Below are 25,470 nucleotides of genomic sequence, written 5' to 3'. Positions count from 1 at the left end.
ATGGCTGAAGTCACACTGAGAGGGGTAGAGAAAACCTACCCAAATGGTTTTAAGGCCGTGCACGGTGTTGATCTGAATATTCGCGAAGGTGAGTTCATGGTGTTTGTTGGGCCGTCTGGCTGCGCAAAATCTACCACACTTCGTATGATCGCAGGCCTTGAAGATATCTCAGAAGGTGATGTCTACATTGGTGATAAGCGTGTAAATGAATTGCCACCTAAAGATCGTGGCATCTCTATGGTGTTTCAGAACTACGCACTTTACCCACACATGTCGGTATACGACAACATGGCTTTTGGCCTCAAACAACAGAAGCTGCCAAAGCGTGAAATCACTGAACGTATTGAAGAAGCTTCCAAGACATTAGACATTGAGCACTTGTTAGATAACAAGCCGGGTGAAATGTCGGGCGGTCAAAGGCAGCGTGTGGCACTTGGTCGTGCGATGGTTCGTAAGCCAGATGTGTTCTTGTTTGATGAGCCTTTGTCTAACTTGGATGCAAAGCTGCGTGTGTCAACGCGAGTGAGCATTGCGCAGCTGCATAATAATCTTAAGCAAGAAGGGCAAAACGCCACCATGATCTACGTGACACACGATCAGGTGGAAGCCATGACTCTTGGCGACCGCATCTGTGTGTTGAATCAAGGTGAGATCATGCAGGTCGATACGCCTATGAATCTTTATCAATACCCGGCAAACAAGTTTGTCGCGGGCTTTATTGGTTCGCCAGCGATGAATCTTCTCAAGGTGAGATTGGATGAGATTGATGGTGTGATGAACGTGATCTCTGAAAGTGGCAGTCGTTGGGCGCTACCACAAGACAAGCAAGCTATTGCTCGTGAAAAATTGGGCGAGTGGGTGTGGTTTGGTGTTCGTCCTGAGCACATTCAGTTGGCTAATCACGACGCACCCTTGTATGAGGTAAATACTCAAACGCACAGGCTTGACGTGGTCGAGTCGATGGGGAATGAGCTGTATCTCTACTTCAACTTGGGTGCCGATAAGCTGGTGGCTCGCGTGCCTTTCGATGCCGATCGTACGGCAAACAGTGGCGAAGAGACAGTGCTGCATTTCAACACAAGCCAATGTCATTTATTCGATTTAGAAACCGAAGAGACGCTTGCTCCTAAGAGCTGATCTTACCTCTCCAATTAGGTGAGAGCTGAATAAAGAAATCCCCATTCGTTGACTAGACGAACGGGGATTTTTCTTAGTAGGGGGAACTTTATAAATAGTGAGCATTCACTAATTTATTGATTCTTGAGGATGGTTTTTCGTGTTTGATAACTTCCGGTTTATATAGTGACCATATCCGCGGCTTTCTTCATCGCTTCTTTGGTTGAGCACTCAATCACGTTCGCATTGGCAAAGCGGTGAGCGTCTTTCACTTGAATATCGTGAGCCAAGATAACCAGTTTCGCATTTGCTACATCTAGGTCGGTGATGCGGTTCTGAATGCCGTTTTGACCTTGTGTTTCTACCTTAATCTTAAGGCCTGCTGCCGTCCCTGTTTTCTCTAGAGTTTTGGCTGCTTTTGCTTTGGAATATTGCTCAATGTTTGATGAAGGCTAGTTGTCGACAACTTCGACGGTTTTATGTTGTGCACCGTAATAAGTGCCTTCATCGATGGTGTACATCAGAGTTGCTTCACATTCAGGGCAGTCGAACTCTTCATTGGGCTCGATGGCTTCCTCTTCTACCCATTCCCACCCAATATGTTCTTCGCAAGCTGGACAGTCCATAAATACCTCAAGTTATGCTTTTTAGTTGGAGTGTAAATATTTATCGCCGAGAATAACAAATCATCCAGTAAAGTAGTTAGGGCTTATTTTCCAATTTTTCTAAAATAATTAAGCCGGAATTTGCTGCGCACATGGATGTTACATTTCGTTATCTTACTGGTGATTGCTTTTTTATTAATCCACTACTGTCTCTTTGTTCATATCTTGTATGGTTTGTCGTAAATGGAAAGATCCGTTGTCGTATAAGCCACTCGGTAGTTGGGCGTTCCACTCTTATTATCCTCACACCAATTATGTGAGGGTCTTATGTATCGTTTTCTGTTTTGTAGTTTCGCGCTTGTTCTCTTGTATCCAACGGCGATTGATTTGTATTTGGTTGGCTTGCCTCAAATCGCTGCTGACCTAAATGCCTCTGAGGCGCAGCTTCATGTGGCGTTTTCTATTTACCTTGCGGGCATGGCAACCACCATGCTGTTCGCCGGTAAATTTGCCGACAGGGTAGGAAGAAAGCCTGTCGCGATTTTCGGTGGGATTGTCTTTGCGACCTCTTCGATGTTAGGCGAGGTCTTGACTAGTGCGGAACCGTTTCTAGCGGTGCGCTTTTTCCAAGGTGTTGGCGCGGGTTCATGTTATGTGGTGGCATTCGCCATACTTCGAGATGTGTTAGACGATCAAAAACGCGCTAAGGTGTTGTCGATGATGAATGGCATTACCTGCATCGTGCCAGTGCTTGCACCGGTGATCGGTCATTTAATCATGACGGTATATCCTTGGCCGAGTCTGTTCACGACTATGGCAAGTATGGGGGTAGTCGTGTGTTTGTTGTCGGTGTTAGTGCTAAGAGAAACCAAGCCGAATAGCGTAGGCTCGAAAGTCACAAAAGCTTCTGTGTCTCAATCAACTTCAATCGAAACTTTTAAGGAGCCCTTGTTTATCAGCCGAGTGATCATGACCAGCTTGGGCGTGACGGCGATTCTGACTTACGTGAATGTGTCTCCAATGCTGATAATGACTGAGCTTGGCTTCGACCGCGGTCAATATTCCTCTACCATGGCTCTTACTGCACTAGTTAGTATGTTGGTGTCGTTCTCTGCGCCGTTTGCACTAATTGTATTTAGGCAGAAAAGCCTGATGCTGGCATCTCAAATATGCTTTGTGATTGCAGCTATCTTGCTGCTTGCATCGATTGATGGCGGCTTAGGGCACAACGTGACGCTTATCGGTTTTGCCTTCGTGTGCGGTGGCTTCTCACTCGGTTTTGGCGTCGCAATGAGCCAAGCATTGAGTGGCTATTCACAACGAGCGGGCGTGGCGAGCTCGATACTTGGTGTTTCTCAGGTGTGTACATCAGCACTGTTTATCTGGTTGATGGGTGTAATCGGACTCAGCGCATTGAGTATGTTGGTATCTATACTGGCTGCTGGTGGCGTTATCAGTATTGCTCTAATACTATGGGTAGGTCCTTCCCAAGTGAAAAGTGATTATGAAGAAGCCACTAGCCCGTCTTGATCTCAACTTGCTGTTCACTCTGCAATTGCTGCTGCAAGAGCAGAGTGTTTCGAAAGCTGCCAAAAAGCTTAACGTGACCCCTTCAACGGTGAGTAAATCACTGACTAAGCTTCGAGATTGGTTTGATGATCCTCTGTTTGTAAAAACGCCAAGAGGTTTAACGCCGACACCACTTGCGCTAAGTATGGTAAAAGATCTTCAAGACTGGCTGCAGATTGGCAGTCAAATCCTTACGACTCGTGGTGATGACGCGCCCAAAGATGTGCGATTGAAGTTAGAGGCGGAATCACCACTGTCACTAATCATGCTTAACGAGCTGACGCAAAGTGTTTATCAACGCTATCCCAACGCGAAGATAAAAATGCGCAACTGGGATTACGATTCGATAGACTCCATCGTGCGTGGTGAGTCTGATATCGGCTTTTCAGGGCGAGAAAGTCATCCGCGCTCAAAAGAGTCTCTAGACGCGCTGCCTTACTTTATCGATTTCGAGGTCCTGTTCCACGATATGCCAGTGGTGTATCTCAGAAAAGATCATCCGGCCTTACAGGAAGAATGGAACCTTGAGGCTTTCCTTAAATATCCGCATATCAATATTGTGTGGGAAAAAAGTGAAACGTGGGCACTGGATGAAGTGCTTACCGACCTGCAACTAGATCGAAACATTGCCCTTACGCTTGCAGGCTTCGAGCAGTCTCTGTTTATGGCGGCTCAATCCAATCACACTATGACGACGGTTGCGCCCAATTACTGCCGTCGCTATGCAGAGCAACTTCATCCTAACCTAACCTGCTTACCCATTCCGTTAGATGAAGAACATGCGAATAAATTGCTAATTCCTTTCACTATGATTTGGCATAAACGCAATGCCTACAATCCGCTCGTTTTATGGCTAAAAGACACACTCAGATCGCTTTACCAGTTTGAAGGCAAATAGGTGAAAGACGAGAAAAGTCTCTAAAATTTTGTTGACCTGACCAAATTAGTTAGGATGAGTAGTTCTACATCGTTAAATGACATCAAGATAGCAAAGACTGCGAGTGTCGCGAACCTCTAGTGTTTAACATGCTATTAAAATTAAAGTTGAGTCCTGAGTATTTTTGAATACTCAGAGACTCTTAGTTTACGTGCTTCGCGATAATTTTCGCCAGAGTTGCGATTCCTTCTTTCCAATCCTTGTTCTCTTCAATGTTCGCGACAGTAAAGCGCAGGCAATGTTTGTATTGATCGTGGGTACCAAAAATAGTGCCAGGTAAAATACCGATTTTGTGTTTCAAGCATTCTTGGTAGACGGCATAACTGTCGAGAGATTCGGGGAGCGTTATCCAGTTTATAAATGCCCCCTCAGGTTTGGAAAGATGGTAGCGTCCAATAAGATGTGGGTAGCTATCTAATGCTTGAATCAAAAGACTTTGAAACTGCTTTTGGTTGGTTTGATAGAGTCGCTTCATCTTAGATAAATGACTGCGATACTTTCCTGTGGTCAGAAACTGGCCGACGGCTGACTGCATCAGGTTAGAGCTGCCCATGTTGTCACACAGTAGGTACTTTTCGATTAAAGGTTGATAGCGACCGGAAAGCAGCCAGCCAACACGCAAGCGAGAGTCCAAAGTCTTGGATAGAGAGTTCACGTAGATCACTCGGTCTTTGTCATCCAGTTTTTTCAAGCTCGCAATCGGAGCATCAAATGCCAAACTCCCGAACACATCATCTTCAATAATCGGCAAAGATCCAGTTATCTCCAATAGTGCTTTTCGATTCGCCAGAGGCATTCTCGATCCAGTTGGGTTGGTAAAGTTTGGTGTCAGCAGCAGCGTTTTCACTTCCCATTGTTCTAAGGCATTTTGTAGTGCTTGAATATCGACTCCATGACTCACACTGCTTGGTATTTCAAGTGCTTGTAAGCCTAGTGATTCCAATAGGAGTAAGTTACCAAAGTAACAGGGAGATTCAACCACAACGATATCGCCAGGTTTGGTTAAAGCACGCAGCGCTAAACTGATCGCTTGCTGCGCGCCGTGAGTAATCGCAATCTCTTTCGATCCCGCAGGTACACCAAGATCATGGGTGATCTTTAACAATTGTTTTACTAATTGTTCGTCGCCGGGCGGCAGTTGGTAATAGCCGGGAAGTTGAGTCTGCAAGCGGCTGTGGCGACCAATTTCAGCGTACAGGCTACGAATGGCGGGGGTGTTAATGTTTGGGTGAGCAGAGCCTGATTGTAACTTTAAACGCCTGCTGGGACGGGAGAGCACAGATTTAGTGACAGATAACAGATCAACTTTTTGAGGCTGGCTTGGCGCATCCCAACTCGTTGTATTCGGTACTTTGACGCGATAACCCGACTTGGGAACGGAATATACCCAACCTGTTGCTTCGAGTTCTTGGTAGGCTCGAATCACGGTGTTTTTACTCACACCCAATTGTTCACTTAATTGGCGGATTGAGGGCAGGCGGTCATCAGGGTGAAAGAGCCCTTTGTCAATTTGAGCCTTAATGTGTTGCTCGGTGGCGAGGTATTTATTGCCGCTGACTTCTGTTTCCACGCGGTTCTCCCGTTCCATAATTATCAATCTGTAACCATTTAAAGTGTTATATCTGTATCTTTATTAGTTATCTGTACCCAACTAAGGTAACAGCATTGATGAAGAGTTGACCAGAGGTTTGTAATGCTGATTAAAATGATTCCGTTCGTGTTTGTAATATTGTGGTCGTCAGGTTTTGTGGGCGCACGTCTTGGTGTGGAATACGCAGAGCCTGCAACGTTATTGTCACTTAGGATGGTAGCCAACGTGGCACTGTTCTTGGTTTTGATTGCAATCCTTAAACGTCGTATCCCTCGTGGTCGAGCATTTTTTCATGCGTGTGTGGTTGGGATATTGATTCATGGTTTTTACCTCGGTGGTACCTATCTGGCGATTGATATGGGGATGCCAGCAGGTTTGAGCTCTTTACTGGTGGGTCTACAACCTATTCTTACCGCGCTGATCATGGTCAGCTGCACCTCACAGCGTTTTAACTTTGCGCAATGGCTTGGTTTAGCGCTTGGCTTTGTGGGGATTGGTTTGGTGCTAATGGGGAATATTGAATGGCAATCGGATAACCAAAAAGTCCTGGCGACACTGCTATGCTTAGTCTCATTGGTAGGTATTACCTGCGGCACTTTATATCAAAAGCGTTTTTGTAAGGGGACAGACATGGTGGGTGGTGCAATGGTGCAATACTTGGCCTCGGCAACGTTGTTCCTGCCTTTCGCTATGCGTTACGAAACCATGCAGGTGAGCTGGACGCTAGAATTCACGTTAACGCTGATTTGGCTGGTGGTCGTTCTATCTTGTGTCGCAATACTGCTGTTGCTTTACATGGTGGAGAATGGGGCGTCTTCAAATGTGGCATCAGTGTTCTATCTCGTACCACCGACGACCGCAATTCAAGCGTGGCTTATCTTCGGCGAGTCATTCGATGTCTATGGTGCAATGGGCTTTGCGCTGTCAGCCACTGCGGTTTATCTGGTAGTGAAGAAACCCGAATTGATTAGGTTCCGAAGACCAGCGGCTTTAAACCGTTAAAAACAAAAAGAGCCTGAATACTCAGGCTCTTTCTCTATCAATAACTTTCTAGCGGCTTTGGATTATCGCTTCATCAAGCAAGCGTAAGCCGTTGTAAACGGTGCTTCTTGGTACTGCTTAAGACCCGTCTCTTTGAACTTCATCATTAGAGGGTTGCGCTTTAGGCTCTCTTTGATGTCTGCCGGAGAAACAACTTCAACGTTTAGGCCGTCGATCAGTTGGATCGCAGCCTCTAGCTTGAAGCCGAAGCCACCGCCAGCAAATTTACCTTTAGTTTGGCGTTGGCGAATCACTACTTTTTCTACTTGGTAATCTTCCATTAACTTTGCAAAAGAGAATTGAAAGTCTTTCATATTCTGTGTGTCGTTAGCGTCACTGATAGAAACCTTAGAAACTCGGCAATCAGGGATGTTAAATACACCATCTGACAGAGAAAGAAGACAGATGACTGCATCGTTACCTTTGATTTCAACACCACAAATTTTCATGTTCTTACCTACTTATTTTAGAGCAGTATATTATGGTGTTATTTCTGATACTTCTCCACTATTTGAGAGGATTCGTCACAAATAATTCTAAATTAGTCGATATTTGAACTCAAAACAAAGCTGCTTGAAAAAGTCCGATAGCCAAAGGTAACTGATATTTATGGGTAAAGTCTGCTGATTAAGGTGACAGAGATCGGTAACTTCAATACACTGCATTGGTATCCGTAGTTCAGCACAAGGTAAAGGCATGGCCAATTGGGAAGGAGTTAGTGAGTTTGTTGCAGTTGCAGAGCGTGAAAGCTTTACTGGTGCAGCGCAGAAGCTTGCTACATCGGTCGCTCAAATTAGTCGCAGAGTAGCAAACCTCGAGGAGCGTCTCGCGGTGAAACTGCTTAACCGAACGACTCGAAAGGTTTCATTAACTGAAGCCGGGCAGCTATATTATCAGCAATGTAAATTGTTAGTCGAGGGATTAGAAATTGCGGAGTTAGCAGTTACTCAAATGCAATCGACACCGAAAGGATTACTGAAGGTGACAGCTCCTGTGACTTATGGCGAGCGCCAGCTTGCACCATTACTCCATCAGTTTTTAAAGCTTCACCCTCAAGTTGAGTTAGAGCTAATGCTGACTAACCAAAAGCTTGACTTGATCGACTCTGGCGTGGATGTTGCGATTCGCCTGGGTCGATTAGAAGATTCAAGTCTTGTGGCGAAGAGGCTTTCGCAACGACAGCTCTACGTATGTGCAAGCCCTGACTATATCGAACGTTACGGTGAGCCTCACACAATCTCCGAATTGAGCAATCATCAATGTTTGGTTGGTGGTTTTGAGCATTGGCGCTTTAAAGAAAATGGTCGTCCTCGCTCGGTGCGTGTTAATGGGCGTATTAAGTGCAATAGTGGTTTGGCTTTGTTAGAAGCAGCAAAGCAAAGCATAGGTTTGGTACAGTTACCAGAATATTATGTGAGTGAAGATCTAGACTCTGGAGAGTTAGTTGAGGTGCTTTCTGATTATCGAGACGATAAAGAAGGTATTTGGGCGCTTTATCCTCAAAATCGTAATCTGTCTTCAAAGGTACGTCTACTGGTGGACTTCCTTTCTGAACAATTAGATTAGTTTTGAACAGTCTGTTCATAGACGTAAAAAAGAGCTGAAGAAACTAAACTCTAAAGCTCTTTTGTTAAGGTTATTTTTATTGAACGCTTCACATCAGACCGTGAAACGGTCGACCAAGTGGTAAAGTTCATTCGCGCGGTTATTGAGGTTTTGGCTACCAGCGCGGTTTTGGTTGGCTAGCGATGCCGATTGAGAGCTTTGGTCTGATATGACGACAATACGTTGAGATATCTCTTGGCCGACAATGTTTTGCTGTTCGGTTGCTGTCGCAATAAGCGAGTTCATATCCATGATGGTATCGATCGATTCTTGGATCTTCGCCAGTGCAGTTGCGGCAGCGTTCGCCTCTTCGACGGTTTGAGTACTTCTATTCTGACTTGAATCCATCGCTTTCACTGCGGCATCTGAAGCGGCTTTTAGCTGCTCAATCATTTCATGTATGTCACCTGTACTCTCCTGAGTTCGGCTCGCCAGCTTACGAACCTCATCGGCGACTACTGCAAACCCTCGGCCTTGTTCACCTGCTCGAGCGGCTTCAATTGCAGCATTCAGTGCCAATAGATTGGTTTGCTCGGCAATGTCTTGAATGACAGCTAACGAAGAGGAGATGTTCTGAACATCGTCTTCTAAACGAGACACGACAGCGTTAGCTTCCGACACCTCACTGGCTAAAACAGCTACTGAATCAGCCGCCGCGTTTACGATTTGCTGAGCTTCTTTGGCATTGCCCTCTGCAAGCTTCGCTGAATCCGCGGCTTGGCTAGCGTTGCTTGATATCTCCTGAGCCGTTGTTGTCATCTCTGTCATAGCGGTAGCGACTTGTTCAGTTTCTTCCCGTTGCCCTGTCGCGAGTTCATCAACTTGAGCTGCGCGAGAAGACATGCTGGATGTTTCAGACACAACTTGTTGACCTACCTCGCTTACACTGCGAATAATGGTTTGCAGGTTAGTAACAAAAGCATTGAAGTTCTCGCTAAGCTTCGCGAATTCCGGTACTTTGAATGTTTCCATTCGAGCTGTTAAGTCGGCTTCACCAGTTGCGAAAGCCTTAATTGACAGATCGAACTGTTCTATGGGCTTCATAATAGTACGGTTTACAGCAATGGCAAATAGAGTAACCAATAGAGCGATCAAACCACAAAAAAGTGTAATCGCGGTGAGTGAGCTTTGTAGTGCAACGTTTGAACTCTCTTTCATCTCGGCGATGACTGCATCAATGTCGTCTGTGTAAAAGCCAGTACCAAGCATTAAGTCCCATTGCGGAATAAATATTGAGTAGCTGAGTTTTGGTAGTGCTTCCGACTGGCCAAGTTTTGGAAAATAGTAGGTAGTGAATTTGCCAAGCTTTGAGTTCTTAATAAGATCACGAATCAGGTAATGGCCTTTTTTATCTTGCAAGTCATAATAATTTTTTCCAATACCATCGGTATTTTGCCCTGCGAATATTCTCACTCCTTTAGAGTCGTAACCAAAGATATAGCCCGACTCGCCATACTCTAGTGTTCTTAAGGTTGGCAAGCCATCTTCTAAAGTTGCACCTCGTTCTAAGAGCGGGCTGATAGAAGACTGGGCCATTTGTAGATAAGCTTTAAGTTCCTTTTCTTTCATGGCCATCATTTTGCTGCGTGTGGATTCGACTTGTTGCGCGGTCAGCGCTGCACTCTTCATATATGTTACGCTCATCATTCCGATGGCCATCAGTAGCAGAGGAATGAAAGAGAGAATATAAAGACGTTTTTTGATGGTTAGGGTCATGTCTACTTCCTGTTTGATCGTCTTGTGCAACTTTAAAAACACAATATGAATGCAGTTGCTATTTGTAAATGAGCTTATTGATGAATTGTTACCCCAGAGCGATTTTGTTTTATAAATATGATGGCTGTTAGATGTTTGTTGTGACATTTGTTCCAATCAGGCTAGATGGTGAAAAAGTCCTTTTTGTTCGGGCCTTTTGTTTCGATGCTTTTGAATTCTACGTTGCTTTGTTAGAATGCGGCGCTTTGTAGCACCCTACTATTTCTATTCGCTAAGTGAGAAAGATTCATGAACAAAAGCCATGTGACTATTGGTTTAACTAACCCTAAAAGCCCGACAAACGTGGGTGCTGTCATGCGTGCGGCTGGTTGTTATCAGGTCGACGAAGTTAAATACACAGGGCAACGCTACGAAAAAGCCGCTAAATTTCACACTGATACCAAGAGTGCTACGCGTACTATTCCGTTGACGGGCGTTGAGTCGTTTTTAGATAACCTTGACCCTGAAACCAAAATCGTTTGTGTGGAACTTGCGGAAGGTGCTACGCCACTGCCACGTTTTAAACACCCAGAAAACGCGATTTACATTTTTGGCCCAGAAGACGGTTCTATTGCTCAAGACGTGGCCGATCGAGCTGATCACGTGGTTTACGTTCCAACGGTTGGGTGCATGAACTTGGCTGCAACCGTGAATGTGCTACTTTATGACCGCCTTGCTAAGTCAGATGAAATGGACGAGAGTAACGAGCTGATTAAGAAAAGCCGCGATAACCGCAACCACTTGGTTATCAAGGAGAAGTGCTAATCTGACGCTCGTTGTTAGATGTTTTTAAAATTCAATATCGCTAAAATCGAAGGTAAACAGATTTAAAATATATTTGACGATGGCAAATATAAAGAAGATGCTCGCAATAGATAACGCGGCATAAATTAACATTGTCATTTTAGTTACCTTTATATTAGTTAATGTATTTCAGTAATAAAAAACCACCTAACAAGGTGGTTTTTTATTTTAAGGGTTAAGGCTATTGACGTTTCATCTGATGCAGAGAGTGCATGATAACCAATACAATGGCGGCAACAGCGCAAGCCAAAAGCGTCAATGCTAAGTCGGCGAACTCGGCTGCTCTGTGTAAGCCAAAGCCAATAATCAAGTAATAGAACAGGCCTAATAGAGCTCCGGCACTGCCTAGGTGGTCGTGATACTTAGTCAAAGCACCACTAAGCAAATTCGGTAATGCAAGCCCGAATGATAATGATACAAATACCATTGGGATGAAGAACCAAACAGATTCCTGCATGATAAATACACCAATGCCAGCAATCAGTAATAGGCAAGACGCAAACGCTACAATTTTGTCATGGCTTAAATGCATGCGAATAAGCTTCATATTAATAACAGATCCTAATACTGAACCCATCGCAAGGACAAAACCGGTGTTACCAAAAAAGTTCACACTTGCACCTAAATGTTCAAACATGAATGGTGCGATACTGTAGTACGAGAATAGCGCTATATTAAATAGACCAACCATTAGGGTTACGTACCAGATGTGTGCATCAGTTAGCATTTTTAAAGCAACAGAAATTAGGCTGTCTCGTTTTGTATTGGTTGGCTTTGTTTCTGGCAGTTTACTTAATGACCACACCAGTAAGGCAGCCACAAGTATCACCATAGCCATGAATACCCATTTATAGCCACCCACAGATGTCAACCAACTACCGGCTAGCATCCCAACAACAGGGCTTATACCGATAGAGGTACCCACAATCGAGAATACGTGGCTGAGTTCTTTACCTTGGTAGCCATCACGAATAATAGTTTGGGTGCAAACAGAACCAACAGCAGCACCAAAGGCACAGCAGCCAAACCCTGTGAGCATCAAAGTAAAAGTCGGTGCTAACATGGTAAACAGCGCTGCAATGATAAAGACGGTCAAACCCAGTAAGGTTGAAACTCGTCTCCCTATAACATCACACATGCGACCCCAGAATACGACTCCGAACGCAAAAGCAATAAAGAATATAGACATCGCTTGTGCCGCTTCACTACCGCTAACCCCAAAGTGGTTTTTTACAGAAGTCAGAGCTGGGCTATACATGGTTTCTACTATTTGTGGAAACATTAGCAACACAACCGCCAATGGGATCGAAATTTTTCCAATAATCTTGTTCATTTTTTTGTTTTCAAATACCTCTAATTAACATAGTAATGATTTAGTTATTTCCTGAACCTTTTAATCAGGGGGGATAACAGAACAGGTACTATTATAGGCATTATATGCTAATGTCTTATAATGAGATTAGCACATAAAATATCGAAATGAGGACGGGTTGCTCAATGGCATTGATTTCAGAACAAGATGACTTTTGTGCAGATGACCATAACGGGTTAGTCGTTGGTGTTGCTGCTGAGGTTTCTAATCACGTTTCCGGCATACATTTTCATGAAAAAGACCAATTACTGTTTTCGAAGCACGGATGCATGACAATCACATTGGAAGATGTGAAGTATGTCTTGCCCCCAATGAGGGCTGCATGGATCCCGAAAGGCGTCCAACACGATGCTCAGATGACCAACATTACCCAATATCGCTCACTGTACTTTGATCCATCCTTGTCAGAGCGCTTGCCTAGAGGTGTGATGATTTTTGATATCACGGCGTTGATGAGAGTCTTGATTGAACGAATGGCATTTTGGGCATTTGATAAGCCGAATAATGAGCAAATTAATACGTTGAATTTGTTCATCGAAGAGTTGAACGACTCGCAAGAGGTGTACTTGTCGTTGCCGTTACCTCAAGATCATCGTCTCAAATTTTGGCTATCAGATATCGATAACAAAGAATTCATGGCACCGTCATTGGCATACTTGAGTCAGATTGTAGGAGCGAGTGAAAAGACGATCACTAGGATCTTTAATAAAGAAACCGGTATGCCATATCAAAGTTGGCGTCAGCAGTGGCGCTTGTTGGGGGCGATTGAATTGCTGTCGAGTGGCATGCGCATATCGGATGTCGCCGATAGGTTGGAGTTCTCCAGTGACAGTGCATTTATTCATTTCTTTCGTCAGAAAACAGGCATGACACCAATGAATTACATGACCAACACATCCAACGCGGAGGCTATGTAACCTTCGTTTATGTCAGCCTCTAATAGCAATGTGTGTGTTAGTCTAATGGTTTAATTGAGCTCGCCAATTACAAGGACACCGATTTGAACCTAAGACAACTGGAAGTCTTTTACGCCATTATGCAGACCGGAACCGTATCTGGAGCTGCACGTAGTTTGCATGTATCTCAGCCAAACGTGACACGTATTCTAGCGCATACCGAGCAACAGCTTGGGTTTGGCTTATTTGAGCGTGTTAAAGGCAGACTGGTGCCAACAGTTGAAGCGAAAACTTTGTTGCCAGAAGCGGAGAAGGTCTACCAACAACTGGGGCAATTCCGTTCTTTAACTAACAAAGTCAAGCAAGGCCATCAGCATTTACGTATTGGTGCACCACCAATATTGGCAACTAAATTACTAACACTAGTGATCGCCCAAATGTCTCGCGAGCAAGAGCTCTCTTTTGAATTACTGACTGCCAATCGCGACGAATTGTGTTCAGGGTTGTTAAAGCATGAACTCGATATTGCTATCGTATTTGGAGATGAAGCACCGCCTGCGATATTGTCAGAAACGCTATTAACCAAATCCCTTCAGGTTCTGGTTCCATTTAACACTGTTGAGCATCTACCAGCAGACTTAACCCTTGATGACTTAATCAATTATCCGTTGCCAATCATCGGGCTCGATAGTCGTGATCCACTGGGTTTGCTGCTTCATCAAAGCTTGATTGCACGCGATGAGCATTACCACCATCCGATATCGGTACGCGGATACAGCGCTGCGGCGGAGCTGGTTAAGCATCAAGCAGGTTTTGCGATTGTCGATCCGTGGACGGCAGAACAGTACCAAAATGAGGATGCTGTTTGTGTGTTGTCATTGCAGCCAGAGATTCCATTCTCAGTATCGACTTTGTATGCCGAGCACACGCCGCAGTCGATTGTTACCAAGCAGTTCATTGCAGTACTGAAGGGTTCTTGTTAGGGAACGAATAACTTTATTTATCACCATATTTTTCGCTCAGTTTACAGCCTATAACATCATGTTATAGGTGCGCTATGAATTGGTATTCGGCAGGGCTTAATTTCTTAATTAAAGTAAATCTATACAAGGACTTATTAACTAGGAATGCTCATGTCTATTGCTCAACCTTACCTTCTTTTTCTTGGGGATGTTGCAGACCTATTGGCTGCAAAAACCGCTCGTGGTATTCAACAATGGCGCCCTGAAATCTGCCTCGGTCAATTACGTTTAACAGCAGAGACAGTTTCTCTTGGTTTGACGGATATGACCTTGCAAGAGGCACAAGCGCAGGGAGCGAAAACGCTTGTTATTGGTACAGCCAATCCGGGTGGCGTGATCCCTGAGTCATGGCAACCAACCATACTGGCAGCTGCAGAAATGGGATTTGAGATTGCATCGGGCATGCACCAGCGCTTGAGTGGATTTTCACCGCTTGCTGACATGCAGCAGCGAGGATTGACTAAGCTTCATGATGTGCGCCATTTTGATGGTGTTCTAAATGTAGGTAATGGCAAGCCTCGCCAAGGGAAGCGCCTGCTCACTGTCGGAACCGATTGCTCGGTAGGCAAGATGTTTTCTGCATTGGCGATAGAAAAATCGCTTAAAGAAGTGGGAATATCTGCTCAATTCAAAGCGACAGGGCAAACTGGCATCTTGATTGAAGGCTGCGGTATTTCGATTGATGCAGTGGTGGCAGATTTTATCTCTGGTGCGGTTGAAGCGATTAGCCCAGATTTTACTGACTACGAATGGGACATCATTGAAGGGCAGGGCTCTTTGTTCAATCCCTCTTTTGCAGGAGTGAGTTTGGGTTTATTACATGGTGCGCAAGCTGATGCTTTATTGCTATGTCATGAAGTAGGGCGACCACATATTCTCAATCTGCCGCATGCCAAATTGCCGACAATAGAGCAAACTATTGATGCAAATATACAAGCCGCACGATTAACAAATCCAGACGTGAAGCTAGTGGGTATATGCCTGAATACATCGGCGATTAGAATTGAAGAGGCTGAAACATTGTGCCAAGAATGGACCGAGACCTATCAAGTGCCAGTGACGGATCCAGTGCGATTTGGTGTACAACCTATTACTGATCATTTGCGACGTTCACTTTAACGATTTCATCATTTCTACGATCCATTTGTTAAAGCGTACATCAACCGAGTGAAATTATGAAGATTACATCAGAACCAATTACTATCGCGATGCAAACGCCTTTTCGCATATCTCGAGGCAGCAGAACAGAGTGCCATGTTGTTCGCGTTTACATTGAGCACAACGGTAAACAAGCGCAAGGCGAGTGTACTCCTTACCCACGTTATGGTGAGTCATCCGAATCTGTCTTGGCGCAAATTCAACAAGCCTCGAGCTCTCTTGAAAAGGCCTTTGAACGTGGTATGACTGAGCCAGTTGAATTAAGAGATTATCTTCAGTCTTTATTGACTGGAGGAGCTGCTCGTAATGCTGTCGATTGTGCGCTTTGGGATTTTGAAGCGAAGCAAAACGAGCAGATGTTCCCAAATAGTATGTTTGAGTTACCTACTCAAATAGTTACGGCAATGACGGTCTCGATTGGCACACCAGAAGCGATGGCAACACAAGCTCGTGATTATGTGGCTAATGGTGCAAAACTCTTAAAAGTGAAGCTAGATGGCGAGCAAGTGGTAGAGCGTGTGAGTGCAGTCCGAGGTGCAGCGCCTGGAGTCAAAATTGTACTTGATGCCAATGAAGCATGGACAGGGCTGAGTCTCGAGGAGCTGTTTAATCAATTGGCTGAGTTTGATATCGCGATGATAGAACAGCCTCTGCCGCAAAAGCATGATGCCTCGCTAGCACACATCAAGCATCCAATCCCATTGTGCGCTGATGAAAGTTGCCACACCACGTCGCAGCTTTCGTCGCTATTGGGCAAGTATGAAATGGTTAACATCAAGCTTGATAAAACCGGTGGTCTGACTGAAGCGTTAGCACTTGCCGAAGAAGCGCAAAGGCTTGGTTTTACTCTTATGTCGGGGTGTATGCTTGGCACTTCATTGGCAATGCGTTCAGCGTTGCCAATCGCTGCGCAATCTGACATTGTCGATCTTGATGGACCTGTATTACTTGGTCAAGACGTGCCGCCAGCACTGACTTATCGAGATGGAATGATCATTCTTTAACTCGTTGAGTCTCAAACATTAAATTGACGTGATACTGATGAACTCGCATAGATGAAAGCCTATGCGCTTTTCTGTATTGATAGAGTAATCACGTTTTTGTCGGTGACGTCACTTTCTTCTCTCTCAAAACAGACAGTCTAGGGTTTATAAAATAATTGTTATAGTGTTTTATGTGAAATGTTAATGATTACTCTTGTTTTCATAGTTTCACTAAAGCTATTGAAATGGCTTTAAGTCGGGCTAACCTCCTAACTGATTGAATCATTGGCCTTTAATGTTGGTGATTTGATAAGGAGAAGGTGGGGCGAGTGAGTAGTCGTGTCTCAGAGGTGATAGATAACAAGGACCGTTTTGAACGTCCATTTCCGATCAAGATTCCTCGTCGTAAGTGGGTTGGCTGGAAAGGCATAGAGCTGCGTTTGGTGTTGGCGTTAGCCATGTTATCGATGACCACCATCTTCCTCTCGGTAGTCTCCAGTTTCACCTTTGATAACCTAAATCAACGCCTTGTTGAGCTAAAAGAGAGTGAAATCCCCGCTTTAGATAACGCAGCTCGCTTAAATGACATGGTGCGTGTCATTATCACAACCTCATCTCAACTCAGTGACGCGGAATCAAATTTAGAGCGTAAACAAGCGATGCTAAAAATTGAAGGCGCTATTTCAGTCATGAATAGCGTTATGGTGCAATTTCCGGATTATCACTCCTATTTTAAAGTTCTTATCGCTCAAGTTAACAATAGCCTCAGTCTGTTGTACCAAAGTGAGATTGAATCTGAACAGTTCAACCAAGAACTTCGGAATCTACTCGAAGGCTTTTACCCGCTATTGCAGCAAGCCAGTGATTCACTCGATAGCTTGCCTGAATCAGCCAAAGAGCAGGTTCAATTCACGCAATTAAAGTCCCTGCTGTACTACCAATTAGGCTTGGTAGAAAAACTGTATAACGATTCCAGTTTTAATGAGCTGGATTACACTAGCTTACGACTCGAGCAAGTTGGACAAGAGTGGTGGCAGCTTTGGGTAAGTGGCGATTTAAGAAGTGCCTTTCCAGAACTGGACCATCAGCTCGCCGTAATTTACAACCTAGCTTCAAGTGATAGCAGCTTGTACGGGCTTAAAAACAAAGCGCTTGATCATCTCTATCAGGAGCAGTATTTCTTACAAAACAGCCGTGAACATTTGAATCAGTTAACGGTACAAATCGAACGGAACACTAGTCAAGTGAACCGCAATATTGATCAGTCGATTCAGCAGGCTCAACACTCTTTGCAATCCAACCAACGTTTATCACTTTTTCTTTCTCTTTTTAGTGTGTTAGCTGCTGCGGCTATCTCATGGTTCTATGTGCGCAAGAGTATTTTAGAAAGGCTATTGCAGCTTAAAGACAACATGTTCGCGATTTCGACTGGTCATTTAGATACTGAAGTGGCCATTCGTGGCAAAGATGAAGTGACGCAAATGGCCAAGTACCTAAAGGTCTTTCAAACTACGGCCAAAGTCGTCAAGCAAACTAACCGCAAATTGGAGGCTGAGGTGGAAGAGCGCACCTTAGCCGAGGCCAAGCTGCGTGTTACTCAGGATGAGCTCATCCAAGCTGGAAAACTGGCTGCATTGGGGCAGTTAAGTGTTGGTATTACTCACGAGATAAACCAACCATTAACGGCGGTGAACAGTCACGTTCGAAGCGCGCAACTGTGGTTAGGACAAGAGAGGCCAGACAGAGCAGAAGAGAACCTGAAAAAGATCGAGATCTTACTAGATAAGGTGGCTGCGATTACACGTCACTTGAAGGCATTCTCGCGCAAGAGCGATGGCAAAATAGATAACGTCGAATTAGATAAGGTGATTGGTGATGCGATCGATCTCTTTGAAACGCGGCAGAGTATGGTGTCAATTCAGTATTCGCCACAAAGTGGCCAATTGGTGCGAGCCAACAGCATTCGTTTAGAACAGGTGTTGGTGAATTTGATCAGCAATGCTTTGGATGCCGTTGAACATAGAGATCTACCTCAGCTCAACATCTCCACTCAAGAGCATCTGAACACCATTCAGGTATCAGTTAAAGACAATGGATTAGGGATCCACGAAGAAGATATTCCTTACCTGTTTGATCCATTTTATACCCGCAAGACAACTGGCAAAGGGCTCGGGCTCGGTTTGTCTATCGCATACAACATAATTAAAGACTTTGGTGGCTCGATTCACGTCGAATCGGTTGAACACCAAGGCACCACCTTTATCGTCACTCTACCAAAAGGCATAAGCGCATGACTTCAGAAAAACACATAGTTCTTATAGACGATGAAACAGACGTTGTTGAAGCCGTGAGCGAAATGTTGGAGCTCGAGGGTTTTCGTGTCACGAGCTTTACCGACCCAAACCTTGGTCTAAAGTCCCTGAAAGCAAATAGTCAGTCGGTGGTGCTGTGTGATGTGCGAATGCCACAAGTCGACGGGCTTACGTTGCTGAGCTCAATCCAACATCGCGCAGCCAATGTTCCGGTATTAATGATGAGCGGGCATGGAGATATTCCTATGGCGATAGAGGCGATGAAGTTGGGTGCGTTCGACTTTGTGGAAAAACCCCTCAATACCAGTGAGTTGGTAGAAAAGCTCGACTTGGCGTTGGCACAGTGTCACCATAACAACCCTGCAACGTTACACGGCGAGCAGGATACAGAACTACCGATTGAATCTGTGGTTATCGGCCAATCCAAAGCGATGGACACCATACGTAAGCAAGTGCTTGCGCTCTCTCATACTGGCGTCGACACCATCATTAACGGCGAGACTGGAACGGGCAAAGAGGTGATTGCTCGCGCCTTACATCATTTTAGTCGTCGTAAGGCAAAGCCGTTTGTCGCAATAAACTGTGGTGGCATGACAGAGAGCATTATTGAGAGTGAGCTGTTTGGTCATGAAGCAGGCTCGTTTACCAGTGCCAATAAGAAACGCATCGGAAAAATAGAACAAGCCAATGGCGGCACTCTTTTCCTCGATGAAATTGAAAGCATGCCGATTGCAGTGCAGATTAAGTTGCTACGCGTAATTCAAGAGCGGGTGATCGAGCGTGTTGGCGGTAATGAATTGATACCTGTCGATATTGTGGTGGTTGCCGCGAGTAAAGCTGACCTCGCAGGCCTCAGTGAATCTGGTGAATTCAGAGCCGACCTCTTCTATCGTCTAAATATTGCGAGTTTAAACCTTCCGGCACTGCGCCAACGCAAAGAGGACATTCAGGTGTTGTTCCGCCATTTTGTGATACAAGCGAGCCACAAGTACAAGACGCGTCCATCGACGATTTATCCCGAACAGATACAGCAGTTGTGCCGACATGAATGGCCTGGAAACGTGCGTGAGTTACGTAATGTTGCCGACCGGTTTATACTCGGTATTGTCGGCGATGGCTTTGATCTACAATCGCCAATTTGTGAATCGACTGGGGAAGATTTCGCCTTTGAAAAGCAGATGGAGCAGTACGAGAGAAACGTATTAACCGAAGCCTTGATAGAGAGCGCGGGAAATATCAATGAGGTCTCAAGTAAGCTGAACCTACCACGAAAAACGCTTTATCGAAAAATGAAGAAACACCAGTTGGATAAAGAGAGCTTTAAAGCCTAATTCATTAACTTGGTTCTTGAGGAGCAAAGAGCAAACTTAAACCAAAAGACCAAGCGGAAGAAAAAGCACAGACAACAATGACCCATTAATCAATTAGTGGAATGATTAACTGTTTCAAGTGATTGTAATAAAAGAGTTTTAACATTTGGCACAAAGCGTGCAATCCCAACATTGTGGCATCAGCCCACATGAGGTCACCTCAGGAAAATAGAAATGACCGGATTAAGGAAATTAGAAACATAATTGCTTGTTGCAAGGAGATACAAACATGAAGCAAATACTGAAAGGTTCGATTGCTCTGATACTCGGCGTTAGCTCAATGACAGCATGGGCGGCGACAGAGTCAGCAAACCTAGGACCTCGTCCCCTCTTTATAGTCAACAATATGGACGAGAGCCCTTTGAAAACCAAGCTGCTCAGTTGTAGCGAAGGGCCTTTTCATCGCAGCGATTTTTCTATTGGGCATCGCGGAGCTGCAATGCAGTTTCCCGAGCACACCAAAGAATCTTACTTAGCGGCGATTCAGATGGGAGCTGGTGTCGTAGAGTGTGATGTAACCTTTACTAAAGATAAGGAATTGGTGTGTCGGCATTCTCAAAGTGACCTGCACACCACAACCGATGTGTTGGCTCACCCAGAGCTTGCCAAGAAGTGTTCAGTTCCATTTAAACCTGCGAACCCTGCGACAGGTGAAGATGCTCAGGTTGAGTGTCGTACTTCCGATTTCACGCTAGCAGAGTTTAAGACGTTAAAAGGTAAAATGGATGGGGCGAACCCGAAAGCAACCACTGTCGAAGAGTATATGAACGGTACTCCAGGTTGGAGAACGGATCTTTACAGCCAGAGTGGGACGCTGATGACACACGCAGAAAGTGCGGCGCTTTTTAAAGACCACGGTGTAAAAGTGACTCCTGAATTGAAATCGGCAGCGGTTGAGATGCCTTTCAATGGCTTCAGCCAAGAGATGTACGCGCAAAAGCTAGTGGATGAATTAAAAGAAGCGGGCTTTGCACCTTCAGAGACTTACATGCAATCGTTCAACCTAGATGATGTGAAGTACTGGATCAAAGCAGCACCAAAATTCGGAAAACAAGCCGTTTATCTTGATGACCGTGTTTACAAGCAAGCGGACTTTGTTGCGTCTGTTGAGAACATGAAAGAGCTGCAAGATGCAGGTGTCAACATTATTGCGCCACCTCTGTTTGCTCTGGTTGATCTAAATGAGAATAACGAACTGGTTGCGTCTAATTACGCTAAGCTCGCTAAAGGCGCAGACCTCGAGATTATCGCATGGACTCTGGAACGTTCAGGCCCACTAGCGCAAGGCGGCGGTTGGTACTATAAGAGCGTGAAAGATGGCATCAACAATGATGGCGACATGATGAAAATGCTCGACGTGTTGGCACAAGATGTAGGTGTGATGGGTGTATTTAGTGACTGGCCTGCAACGGTAACTTACTACGCAAACTGCATGGACAGCGACGCCTAAGTTATCTGGATTATTGAAGAATAATAAGAGAAGAAGTAGTGAACCAAAGAGCCTTCGGGCTCTTTTTTTACCGTTAAAATTGATGGGACATAAATGACCCAAATGTAAGCTTTTGGGCTGGACATGAATGACTCAAAATAGATTGTTGAATTTGAATATCTTGTTAAGTTGTTGAATTTAAATAAGTAAAAATTTGGCACAAAGGCTGCAATAGTGAAGGCGACTTTCAACAATAAGTAAAAGTAAGGTTTGAATATGAAAATCAGTGTTAAAGGACTGTTAATCGCTAGCTCATTACTACTTCCTTCAATGGCTATGGCAAGCGACTGCTCTAGCCGTGGTGTGTTAGACGATCGATACTGTGATGAAAACCAAGATTTGGTGGCAGATTCACCAAAAAATCCAGATGAGTGGAATGACCCAAGTACGCTTGTGTTCACCTATACACCAGTAGAAGACCCTGCGCTATACAAAGACGCGTTTGCCGACTTCCAAGCTCACCTAAGTAAAATTACAGGTAAGCGAGTGATTTACTACACGGTGCACTCGAACTCTGCACAAGTAGAAGCGATGCGTTCTGGTCGTTTGCACGTAGCTGGTTTCTCTACGGGTCCAACTGGCTACGCGGTTAACCTCGCGGGTTACGTTCCAATTGCAGTAAAAGGCGATGAGTCTGGTTTCCAAGGCTACAATTTGATCACCATTGTGCGTAAAGATAGCGGTATCAACACCATGGCTGATTTGAAAGGCAAAAAGGTTGCACACACTTCTGCATCATCAAACTCTGGCAACCTAGCTCCTAGAGCGTTATTCCCAGCAAAAGGCTTAGTGCCAGATGAAGACTACAAAGTACTGTACTCAGGTAAGCATGACCAATCTATCTTAGGTGTTTATAACGGAGACTATGATGCAGCACCTGTGGCATCTGACGTGTATGATCGCATGGTGGCAGCAGGCCGTGTTGATGATTCTGAGCTTAAGATCATCTACCGTAGCCCACGTTTCCCAACATCTGCTTTCGGTTACGCATACAACCTAAAACCAGAGTTAGTTGAGAAGATCAACGAAGCTTTCTTTAGTTACCGATTCACACCAGAGATGAGTGCATCATTCAAAGGGGCCGACCGTTTCTCGCCAATTAGCTATAAGGAAGAGTGGGGCGTAATTCGTGATATAGCTCATGCGACAGGCACGGCTTACACCAAAGCAGGTTTGAAAAAACTGGCTGAAAAAGACGCTGCTAAACGCGCAAAGAAAAAAGCCACTGAGTTAGCGAAACAAGCAAACAACGGCTAACCCACAGTTCGAAGAACACTTATCTCAACCAAAACCAGTTATTTACTACGATTGGTATCAATATCTATGCCCTCGCGGGTAGGGCATAGATCATTCTAAAATTCGCACAAGGAAATGCAGTATGGCCGTAGCAAGCTATGACGGAATAAAGATCAACAACCTATTTCATGAATATGTGGCAGGCAAGCCAATCCTTAAAGGCATTAATATTGATATAGACGAACCTGGTATCATCGCGATTATCGGACCGTCAGGTACGGGTAAAAGTACGCTTCTACGTTGTATTAACCGTCTTAACAACCCTAGTCAAGGGGAGATCATTTTTGATGGTGCCGACCTGACTCAACTAAAAGGCCAAGCACTTCGTAAACAGCGCCGTCATATCGGAATGGTCTTTCAAGAGTACAACTTGGTAGAGCGTTTAACGGTTATCGAAAACGTGTTGAGTGGGCGTTTAGGTTACATGACCGCTTGGAATGCGTGGCGCCGTAACTACTCAGCACAAGACTTAGCAAAAGCGTTTGAGTTACTGGAATTTGTTGGCCTGCAAGATTTTGCAAACCAACGTGCCGACAGCTTATCTGGCGGCCAAAGGCAGCGTGTTGGTATTGCTCGTGCAGTAATGCAAGACCCTTATATTCTTCTTGCTGATGAACCTACTTCATCACTTGACCCGAAAACCGCGGTTGAGATCATGGAGTTGATGGAAACTTTTGCCGAACAGAAAAACATCCCGGTGTTGGTGAATATCCACGATGTGAACTTAGCCAAGCGTTATGCCAAGCGTATCATTGGGATGTGTAATGGCAAGGTACATTACGATGGCAGCCCAGAAGGCATTTCAGAGGAGGATCTGAAAATCATCTATGGGGGGGAGTCATGGCTGGATTAAACCCAAGTTCGTCGCCAAGTCTTTCGCAAGCTAACCGTGAAAACCCGTTTAAAGCGTCGTGGACGAACCGTGCGATCATCGCTGGTGTTATCGTTTATTTGTTCTATAGCTTTTCGACACTGGGGCTGACGTTTGATCGTTTGATCGTCGGCTTTAGTGAAAGTGAACGATTACTATCTCGAATGTTCCCGCCTGACTTTTCGCGTACTAGTTTGCTATTGAGTGGTCTAGCAGAGAGCTTGCAGATAGCGATTATTTCGAGCTTCTTTGGCATTGTGATTTCATTATTTCTTGGTCTACTTGCTGCAAGAAATATGATGCCAGCGATCGTTTCAACACCGGTCCGTGCTTTTATCGCTTTATGTCGCTCTTTTCATCCAGTGATCATCGCCATCTTATTTGTAAAAGCGGTGGGCTTTGGGGCGCTAGCTGGCATCTTGACCTTGGTGTTTGCGTCGATAGGCTTCATCGCTAAGCTTTTCGCTGAAGCGATTGAAGAGATCTCTTTTAAACCGGTTGAAGCAATTAGAGCGACAGGCGCTAGCTTTGTTAGTGTCATTCTGTATGCCGTGATGCCGCAGGTTTTCACGCGATTTATTGGCTTTGCAAGCTATCAGTTGGATTCTAATCTGCGTAACTCGACTATGGTGGGTATCGTGGGGGCGGGCGGCCTTGGCGGCACACTTTTCTCTGCATTCCAACGTTTCGACTACGACTTCGTTGCCGCTATCTTGCTCACCATTATCGCACTGATTCTTGTCGGTGAATTCCTTTCCAACATTGTTAGGAGAATCTTCTAATGACAACTGCATCTATCGATAGAGAGTGGCAGCGTTTTACACCTAATGAACGTGTGGCTCGATTCGCCGTCTACCTTAGCCTAGTGTGTGCCATTGTTTGGTCTTGGCAGACGGTGGAAGTGATTCCTGAATTTCTTTATGACGCGCCTGCTCAGTTCGCTGATATGTTTCAGCGTATGGTGCCAATGGATTACGCTTTTTACCCACAAACGATCCATGCCGCGATGATTGAAACGCTGCACATCGCGACCTTGGGTACGCTGTTTACTTTGGTGTTCGCGATTCCTTTGGCGCTGTTAAATGCACCAAACATTACTCCCAATAAAGCGTTGAACTGGTTTGCTCAATTTTTCCTTGTGTCTTCACGATCGGTGAACTCACTGGTATGGGCATTACTATTTATCGCACTGTTTGGCCCCGGTGTTCTCGCCGGTATTATGGCAATTGCAATTCGCAGTATCGGCTTTGTAGGGAAGCTGTTAGCGGAAGCTATTGCCGAAGTGGACATGGGGCCTATTGAAGCTTTACGCGCAACGGGTGCTTCATGGATGAGTATCTTGTTGAAAGGGTATTGGCCACAAGTGATGCCAGCGTTCTACTCAATCGTGTTATTCCGTTGGGATATCAACGTTCGTGAATCCGCGGTATTGGGTTTGGTGGGCGCCGGCGGTATTGGCGTGGTGCTTAACGATGCGCAAAACCTTTTTGAATGGCAAAAAGTATCGATGGTATTAGTGAGTATTTTTGCGGTGGTTATCGTTGCAGAAGCTGTGGTTATCCACATCCGCAACAAACTAATCTAACCGATGTGTTGTGTTCACTATATTTCTTATGACATGTGATTCGTGTGAAAGTTGAGAGCTTGTCTATCTAGCATTTTAAAGCTCAAACGACCC

At 45.0% G+C, this 25,470-nt stretch carries 22 protein-coding genes and 1 pseudogene; 17 read left to right on the top strand and 6 right to left on the bottom strand.

The features are described 5' to 3' along the window. Nucleotides 1–1,137: an ABC transporter ATP-binding protein gene (locus A3712_RS00230; RefSeq protein WP_063521767.1), complete on the top strand. Its 1,137-nt coding sequence runs from the start codon at nucleotides 1–3 to the stop codon at nucleotides 1,135–1,137. Nucleotides 1,138–1,295: 158 nt separating this feature from the next. Here A3712_RS00230 and A3712_RS26360 read toward each other — a convergent pair. After that, a pseudogene (locus A3712_RS26360) lies at nucleotides 1,296–1,532 on the bottom strand (PTS fructose transporter subunit IIB); the annotation flags it as partial. Nucleotides 1,533–1,568: 36 nt separating this feature from the next. Beyond that, a complete protein-coding gene (locus A3712_RS27650; protein ID WP_171367433.1) occupies nucleotides 1,569–1,742 on the bottom strand; it encodes a hypothetical protein in 174 nt (57 codons plus the stop codon). A gap of 306 nt (nucleotides 1,743–2,048) precedes the next feature. Here A3712_RS27650 and A3712_RS00225 point away from each other — a divergent pair, with 306 nt between their 5' ends. Together A3712_RS00225 and yidZ are read left to right on the top strand one after the other, a co-directional pair. Then, the gene (locus A3712_RS00225; protein WP_063521766.1) at nucleotides 2,049–3,251 is read left to right on the top strand and encodes an MFS transporter; all 1,203 of its coding nucleotides are present in this window, start codon (nucleotides 2,049–2,051) and stop codon (nucleotides 3,249–3,251) included. Next, complete coding sequence (yidZ, locus tag A3712_RS00220; protein ID WP_063521765.1) at nucleotides 3,226–4,188, top strand: HTH-type transcriptional regulator YidZ; 963 nt, start codon at nucleotides 3,226–3,228, stop codon at nucleotides 4,186–4,188. The genes A3712_RS00225 and yidZ overlap by 26 nt, the downstream gene beginning before the upstream one ends. A 181-nt stretch (nucleotides 4,189–4,369) precedes the next feature. Here the strand turns inward: yidZ and A3712_RS00215 are convergent, their stop codons facing one another. Next, nucleotides 4,370–5,797, bottom strand: a complete 1,428-nt coding sequence (locus A3712_RS00215) for an aminotransferase-like domain-containing protein (protein ID WP_063521764.1) — start codon at nucleotides 5,795–5,797, stop codon at nucleotides 4,370–4,372. Between the two features lie 123 nt (nucleotides 5,798–5,920). On the opposite strand from A3712_RS00215, the gene A3712_RS00210 reads away from it, so the two are divergent. Continuing rightward, nucleotides 5,921–6,820 carry a DMT family transporter gene (locus A3712_RS00210; protein WP_063521763.1) on the top strand — a complete coding sequence of 300 codons (900 nt, stop codon included), beginning with the start codon at nucleotides 5,921–5,923 and terminating at the stop codon, nucleotides 6,818–6,820. Nucleotides 6,821–6,882: 62 nt separating this feature from the next. Here the strand turns inward: A3712_RS00210 and A3712_RS00205 are convergent, their stop codons facing one another. After that, complete coding sequence (locus A3712_RS00205) at nucleotides 6,883–7,308, bottom strand: DUF3010 family protein (RefSeq protein WP_004741147.1); 426 nt, start codon at nucleotides 7,306–7,308, stop codon at nucleotides 6,883–6,885. Between the two features lie 247 nt (nucleotides 7,309–7,555). Here A3712_RS00205 and A3712_RS00200 point away from each other — a divergent pair, with 247 nt between their 5' ends. Further along, entirely contained in the window at nucleotides 7,556–8,425 is an 870-nt protein-coding gene (locus tag A3712_RS00200) for a LysR family transcriptional regulator (RefSeq protein ID WP_004741146.1), read from the top strand. 93 nt (nucleotides 8,426–8,518) lie between these two features. On the opposite strand, the gene A3712_RS00195 is transcribed toward A3712_RS00200, so the two are convergent. Beyond that, entirely contained in the window at nucleotides 8,519–10,180 is a 1,662-nt protein-coding gene (locus A3712_RS00195) for a methyl-accepting chemotaxis protein (protein WP_063521762.1), read from the bottom strand. Nucleotides 10,181–10,468: 288 nt separating this feature from the next. Between A3712_RS00195 and A3712_RS00190 the strand changes: the two genes are divergently transcribed. Further along, nucleotides 10,469–10,984, top strand: coding sequence for an RNA methyltransferase (locus A3712_RS00190; protein ID WP_063521761.1), 516 nt, complete (start codon nucleotides 10,469–10,471; stop codon nucleotides 10,982–10,984). Nucleotides 10,985–11,204: 220 nt separating this feature from the next. On the opposite strand, the gene A3712_RS00185 is transcribed toward A3712_RS00190, so the two are convergent. After that, on the bottom strand, nucleotides 11,205–12,356 hold the full coding sequence (locus A3712_RS00185; RefSeq protein WP_063521760.1) for an MFS transporter: 1,152 nt from the start codon (nucleotides 12,354–12,356) through the stop codon (nucleotides 11,205–11,207). Nucleotides 12,357–12,520: 164 nt separating this feature from the next. Between A3712_RS00185 and A3712_RS00180 the strand changes: the two genes are divergently transcribed. The 11 genes from A3712_RS00180 to phnE (A3712_RS00130) all read left to right on the top strand — a co-directional run bounded on the left by A3712_RS00180 (nucleotide 12,521) and on the right by phnE (A3712_RS00130) (nucleotide 25,377). Beyond that, nucleotides 12,521–13,312, top strand: coding sequence for an AraC family transcriptional regulator (locus A3712_RS00180; RefSeq protein ID WP_063521759.1), 792 nt, complete (start codon nucleotides 12,521–12,523; stop codon nucleotides 13,310–13,312). An 83-nt stretch (nucleotides 13,313–13,395) separates the two neighbouring features. Continuing rightward, entirely contained in the window at nucleotides 13,396–14,274 is an 879-nt protein-coding gene (locus A3712_RS00175) for a LysR family transcriptional regulator (protein ID WP_063521758.1), read from the top strand. Between the two features lie 150 nt (nucleotides 14,275–14,424). Further along, entirely contained in the window at nucleotides 14,425–15,432 is a 1,008-nt protein-coding gene (gene dgcN / locus A3712_RS00170; protein ID WP_063521757.1) for an N-acetyltransferase DgcN, read from the top strand. Nucleotides 15,433–15,488: 56 nt separating this feature from the next. Further along, entirely contained in the window at nucleotides 15,489–16,475 is a 987-nt protein-coding gene (gene dgcA, locus A3712_RS00165) for an N-acetyl-D-Glu racemase DgcA (RefSeq protein ID WP_063521756.1), read from the top strand. Between the two features lie 299 nt (nucleotides 16,476–16,774). After that, nucleotides 16,775–18,748 carry an ATP-binding protein gene (locus tag A3712_RS00160; protein ID WP_063521755.1) on the top strand — a complete coding sequence of 658 codons (1,974 nt, stop codon included), beginning with the start codon at nucleotides 16,775–16,777 and terminating at the stop codon, nucleotides 18,746–18,748. Next, nucleotides 18,745–20,097: a sigma-54-dependent transcriptional regulator gene (locus A3712_RS00155; RefSeq protein WP_063521754.1), complete on the top strand. Its 1,353-nt coding sequence runs from the start codon at nucleotides 18,745–18,747 to the stop codon at nucleotides 20,095–20,097. Before A3712_RS00160 ends, A3712_RS00155 begins: the two co-directional genes overlap by 4 nt. Nucleotides 20,098–20,365: 268 nt before the next feature. Continuing rightward, a complete protein-coding gene (locus A3712_RS00150) occupies nucleotides 20,366–21,586 on the top strand; it encodes a glycerophosphodiester phosphodiesterase family protein (protein ID WP_063521753.1) in 1,221 nt (406 codons plus the stop codon). Between the two features lie 255 nt (nucleotides 21,587–21,841). Beyond that, nucleotides 21,842–22,882 (top strand): phosphate/phosphite/phosphonate ABC transporter substrate-binding protein, encoded by a 1,041-nt coding sequence (phnD, locus tag A3712_RS00145; protein WP_063521752.1) that lies wholly within the window; start codon nucleotides 21,842–21,844, stop codon nucleotides 22,880–22,882. Between the two features lie 121 nt (nucleotides 22,883–23,003). Beyond that, nucleotides 23,004–23,774: a phosphonate ABC transporter ATP-binding protein gene (phnC, locus tag A3712_RS00140; protein WP_063521751.1), complete on the top strand. Its 771-nt coding sequence runs from the start codon at nucleotides 23,004–23,006 to the stop codon at nucleotides 23,772–23,774. Then, nucleotides 23,762–24,574 carry a phosphonate ABC transporter, permease protein PhnE gene (gene phnE, locus A3712_RS00135; RefSeq protein WP_063521750.1) on the top strand — a complete coding sequence of 271 codons (813 nt, stop codon included), beginning with the start codon at nucleotides 23,762–23,764 and terminating at the stop codon, nucleotides 24,572–24,574. The genes phnC and phnE (A3712_RS00135) overlap by 13 nt, the downstream gene beginning before the upstream one ends. Further along, nucleotides 24,574–25,377 carry a phosphonate ABC transporter, permease protein PhnE gene (gene phnE, locus A3712_RS00130; protein ID WP_063521749.1) on the top strand — a complete coding sequence of 268 codons (804 nt, stop codon included), beginning with the start codon at nucleotides 24,574–24,576 and terminating at the stop codon, nucleotides 25,375–25,377. The genes phnE (A3712_RS00135) and phnE (A3712_RS00130) overlap by 1 nt, the downstream gene beginning before the upstream one ends. Nucleotides 25,378–25,470: the final 93 nt, after the last annotated feature.

Origin of the sequence: Vibrio sp. HI00D65 (assembly GCF_001635455.1) — a bacterium.
In the GTDB taxonomy this organism is placed as follows: Bacteria; Pseudomonadota; Gammaproteobacteria; order Enterobacterales; family Vibrionaceae; genus Vibrio.
Note: the sequence above shows the minus strand (reverse complement) of the source record. Positions and strands in the feature narration are given on the sequence as shown.

Coding starts and splice junctions, on each gene's coding strand:
- A3712_RS00230 (WP_063521767.1), top strand. CDS start 1: ATGGCTGAAGTCACACTGAGAGGGGTAGAGAAAACCTACCCAAATGGT.
- phnC (WP_063521751.1), top strand. CDS start 23,004: ATGGCCGTAGCAAGCTATGACGGAATAAAGATCAACAACCTATTTCAT.
- A3712_RS00185 (WP_063521760.1), bottom strand. CDS start 12,356: ATGAACAAGATTATTGGAAAAATTTCGATCCCATTGGCGGTTGTGTTG.
- dgcN (WP_063521757.1), top strand. CDS start 14,425: ATGTCTATTGCTCAACCTTACCTTCTTTTTCTTGGGGATGTTGCAGAC.
- phnD (WP_063521752.1), top strand. CDS start 21,842: ATGAAAATCAGTGTTAAAGGACTGTTAATCGCTAGCTCATTACTACTT.
- A3712_RS00225 (WP_063521766.1), top strand. CDS start 2,049: ATGTATCGTTTTCTGTTTTGTAGTTTCGCGCTTGTTCTCTTGTATCCA.
- A3712_RS00190 (WP_063521761.1), top strand. CDS start 10,469: ATGAACAAAAGCCATGTGACTATTGGTTTAACTAACCCTAAAAGCCCG.
- A3712_RS00180 (WP_063521759.1), top strand. CDS start 12,521: ATGGCATTGATTTCAGAACAAGATGACTTTTGTGCAGATGACCATAAC.
- phnE (WP_063521749.1), top strand. CDS start 24,574: ATGACAACTGCATCTATCGATAGAGAGTGGCAGCGTTTTACACCTAAT.
- A3712_RS27650 (WP_171367433.1), bottom strand. CDS start 1,742: ATGGACTGTCCAGCTTGCGAAGAACATATTGGGTGGGAATGGGTAGAA.
- A3712_RS00200 (WP_004741146.1), top strand. CDS start 7,556: ATGGCCAATTGGGAAGGAGTTAGTGAGTTTGTTGCAGTTGCAGAGCGT.
- A3712_RS00210 (WP_063521763.1), top strand. CDS start 5,921: ATGCTGATTAAAATGATTCCGTTCGTGTTTGTAATATTGTGGTCGTCA.
- A3712_RS00205 (WP_004741147.1), bottom strand. CDS start 7,308: ATGAAAATTTGTGGTGTTGAAATCAAAGGTAACGATGCAGTCATCTGT.
- A3712_RS00155 (WP_063521754.1), top strand. CDS start 18,745: ATGACTTCAGAAAAACACATAGTTCTTATAGACGATGAAACAGACGTT.
- A3712_RS00195 (WP_063521762.1), bottom strand. CDS start 10,180: ATGACCCTAACCATCAAAAAACGTCTTTATATTCTCTCTTTCATTCCT.
- A3712_RS00150 (WP_063521753.1), top strand. CDS start 20,366: ATGAAGCAAATACTGAAAGGTTCGATTGCTCTGATACTCGGCGTTAGC.
- dgcA (WP_063521756.1), top strand. CDS start 15,489: ATGAAGATTACATCAGAACCAATTACTATCGCGATGCAAACGCCTTTT.
- phnE (WP_063521750.1), top strand. CDS start 23,762: ATGGCTGGATTAAACCCAAGTTCGTCGCCAAGTCTTTCGCAAGCTAAC.
- yidZ (WP_063521765.1), top strand. CDS start 3,226: ATGAAGAAGCCACTAGCCCGTCTTGATCTCAACTTGCTGTTCACTCTG.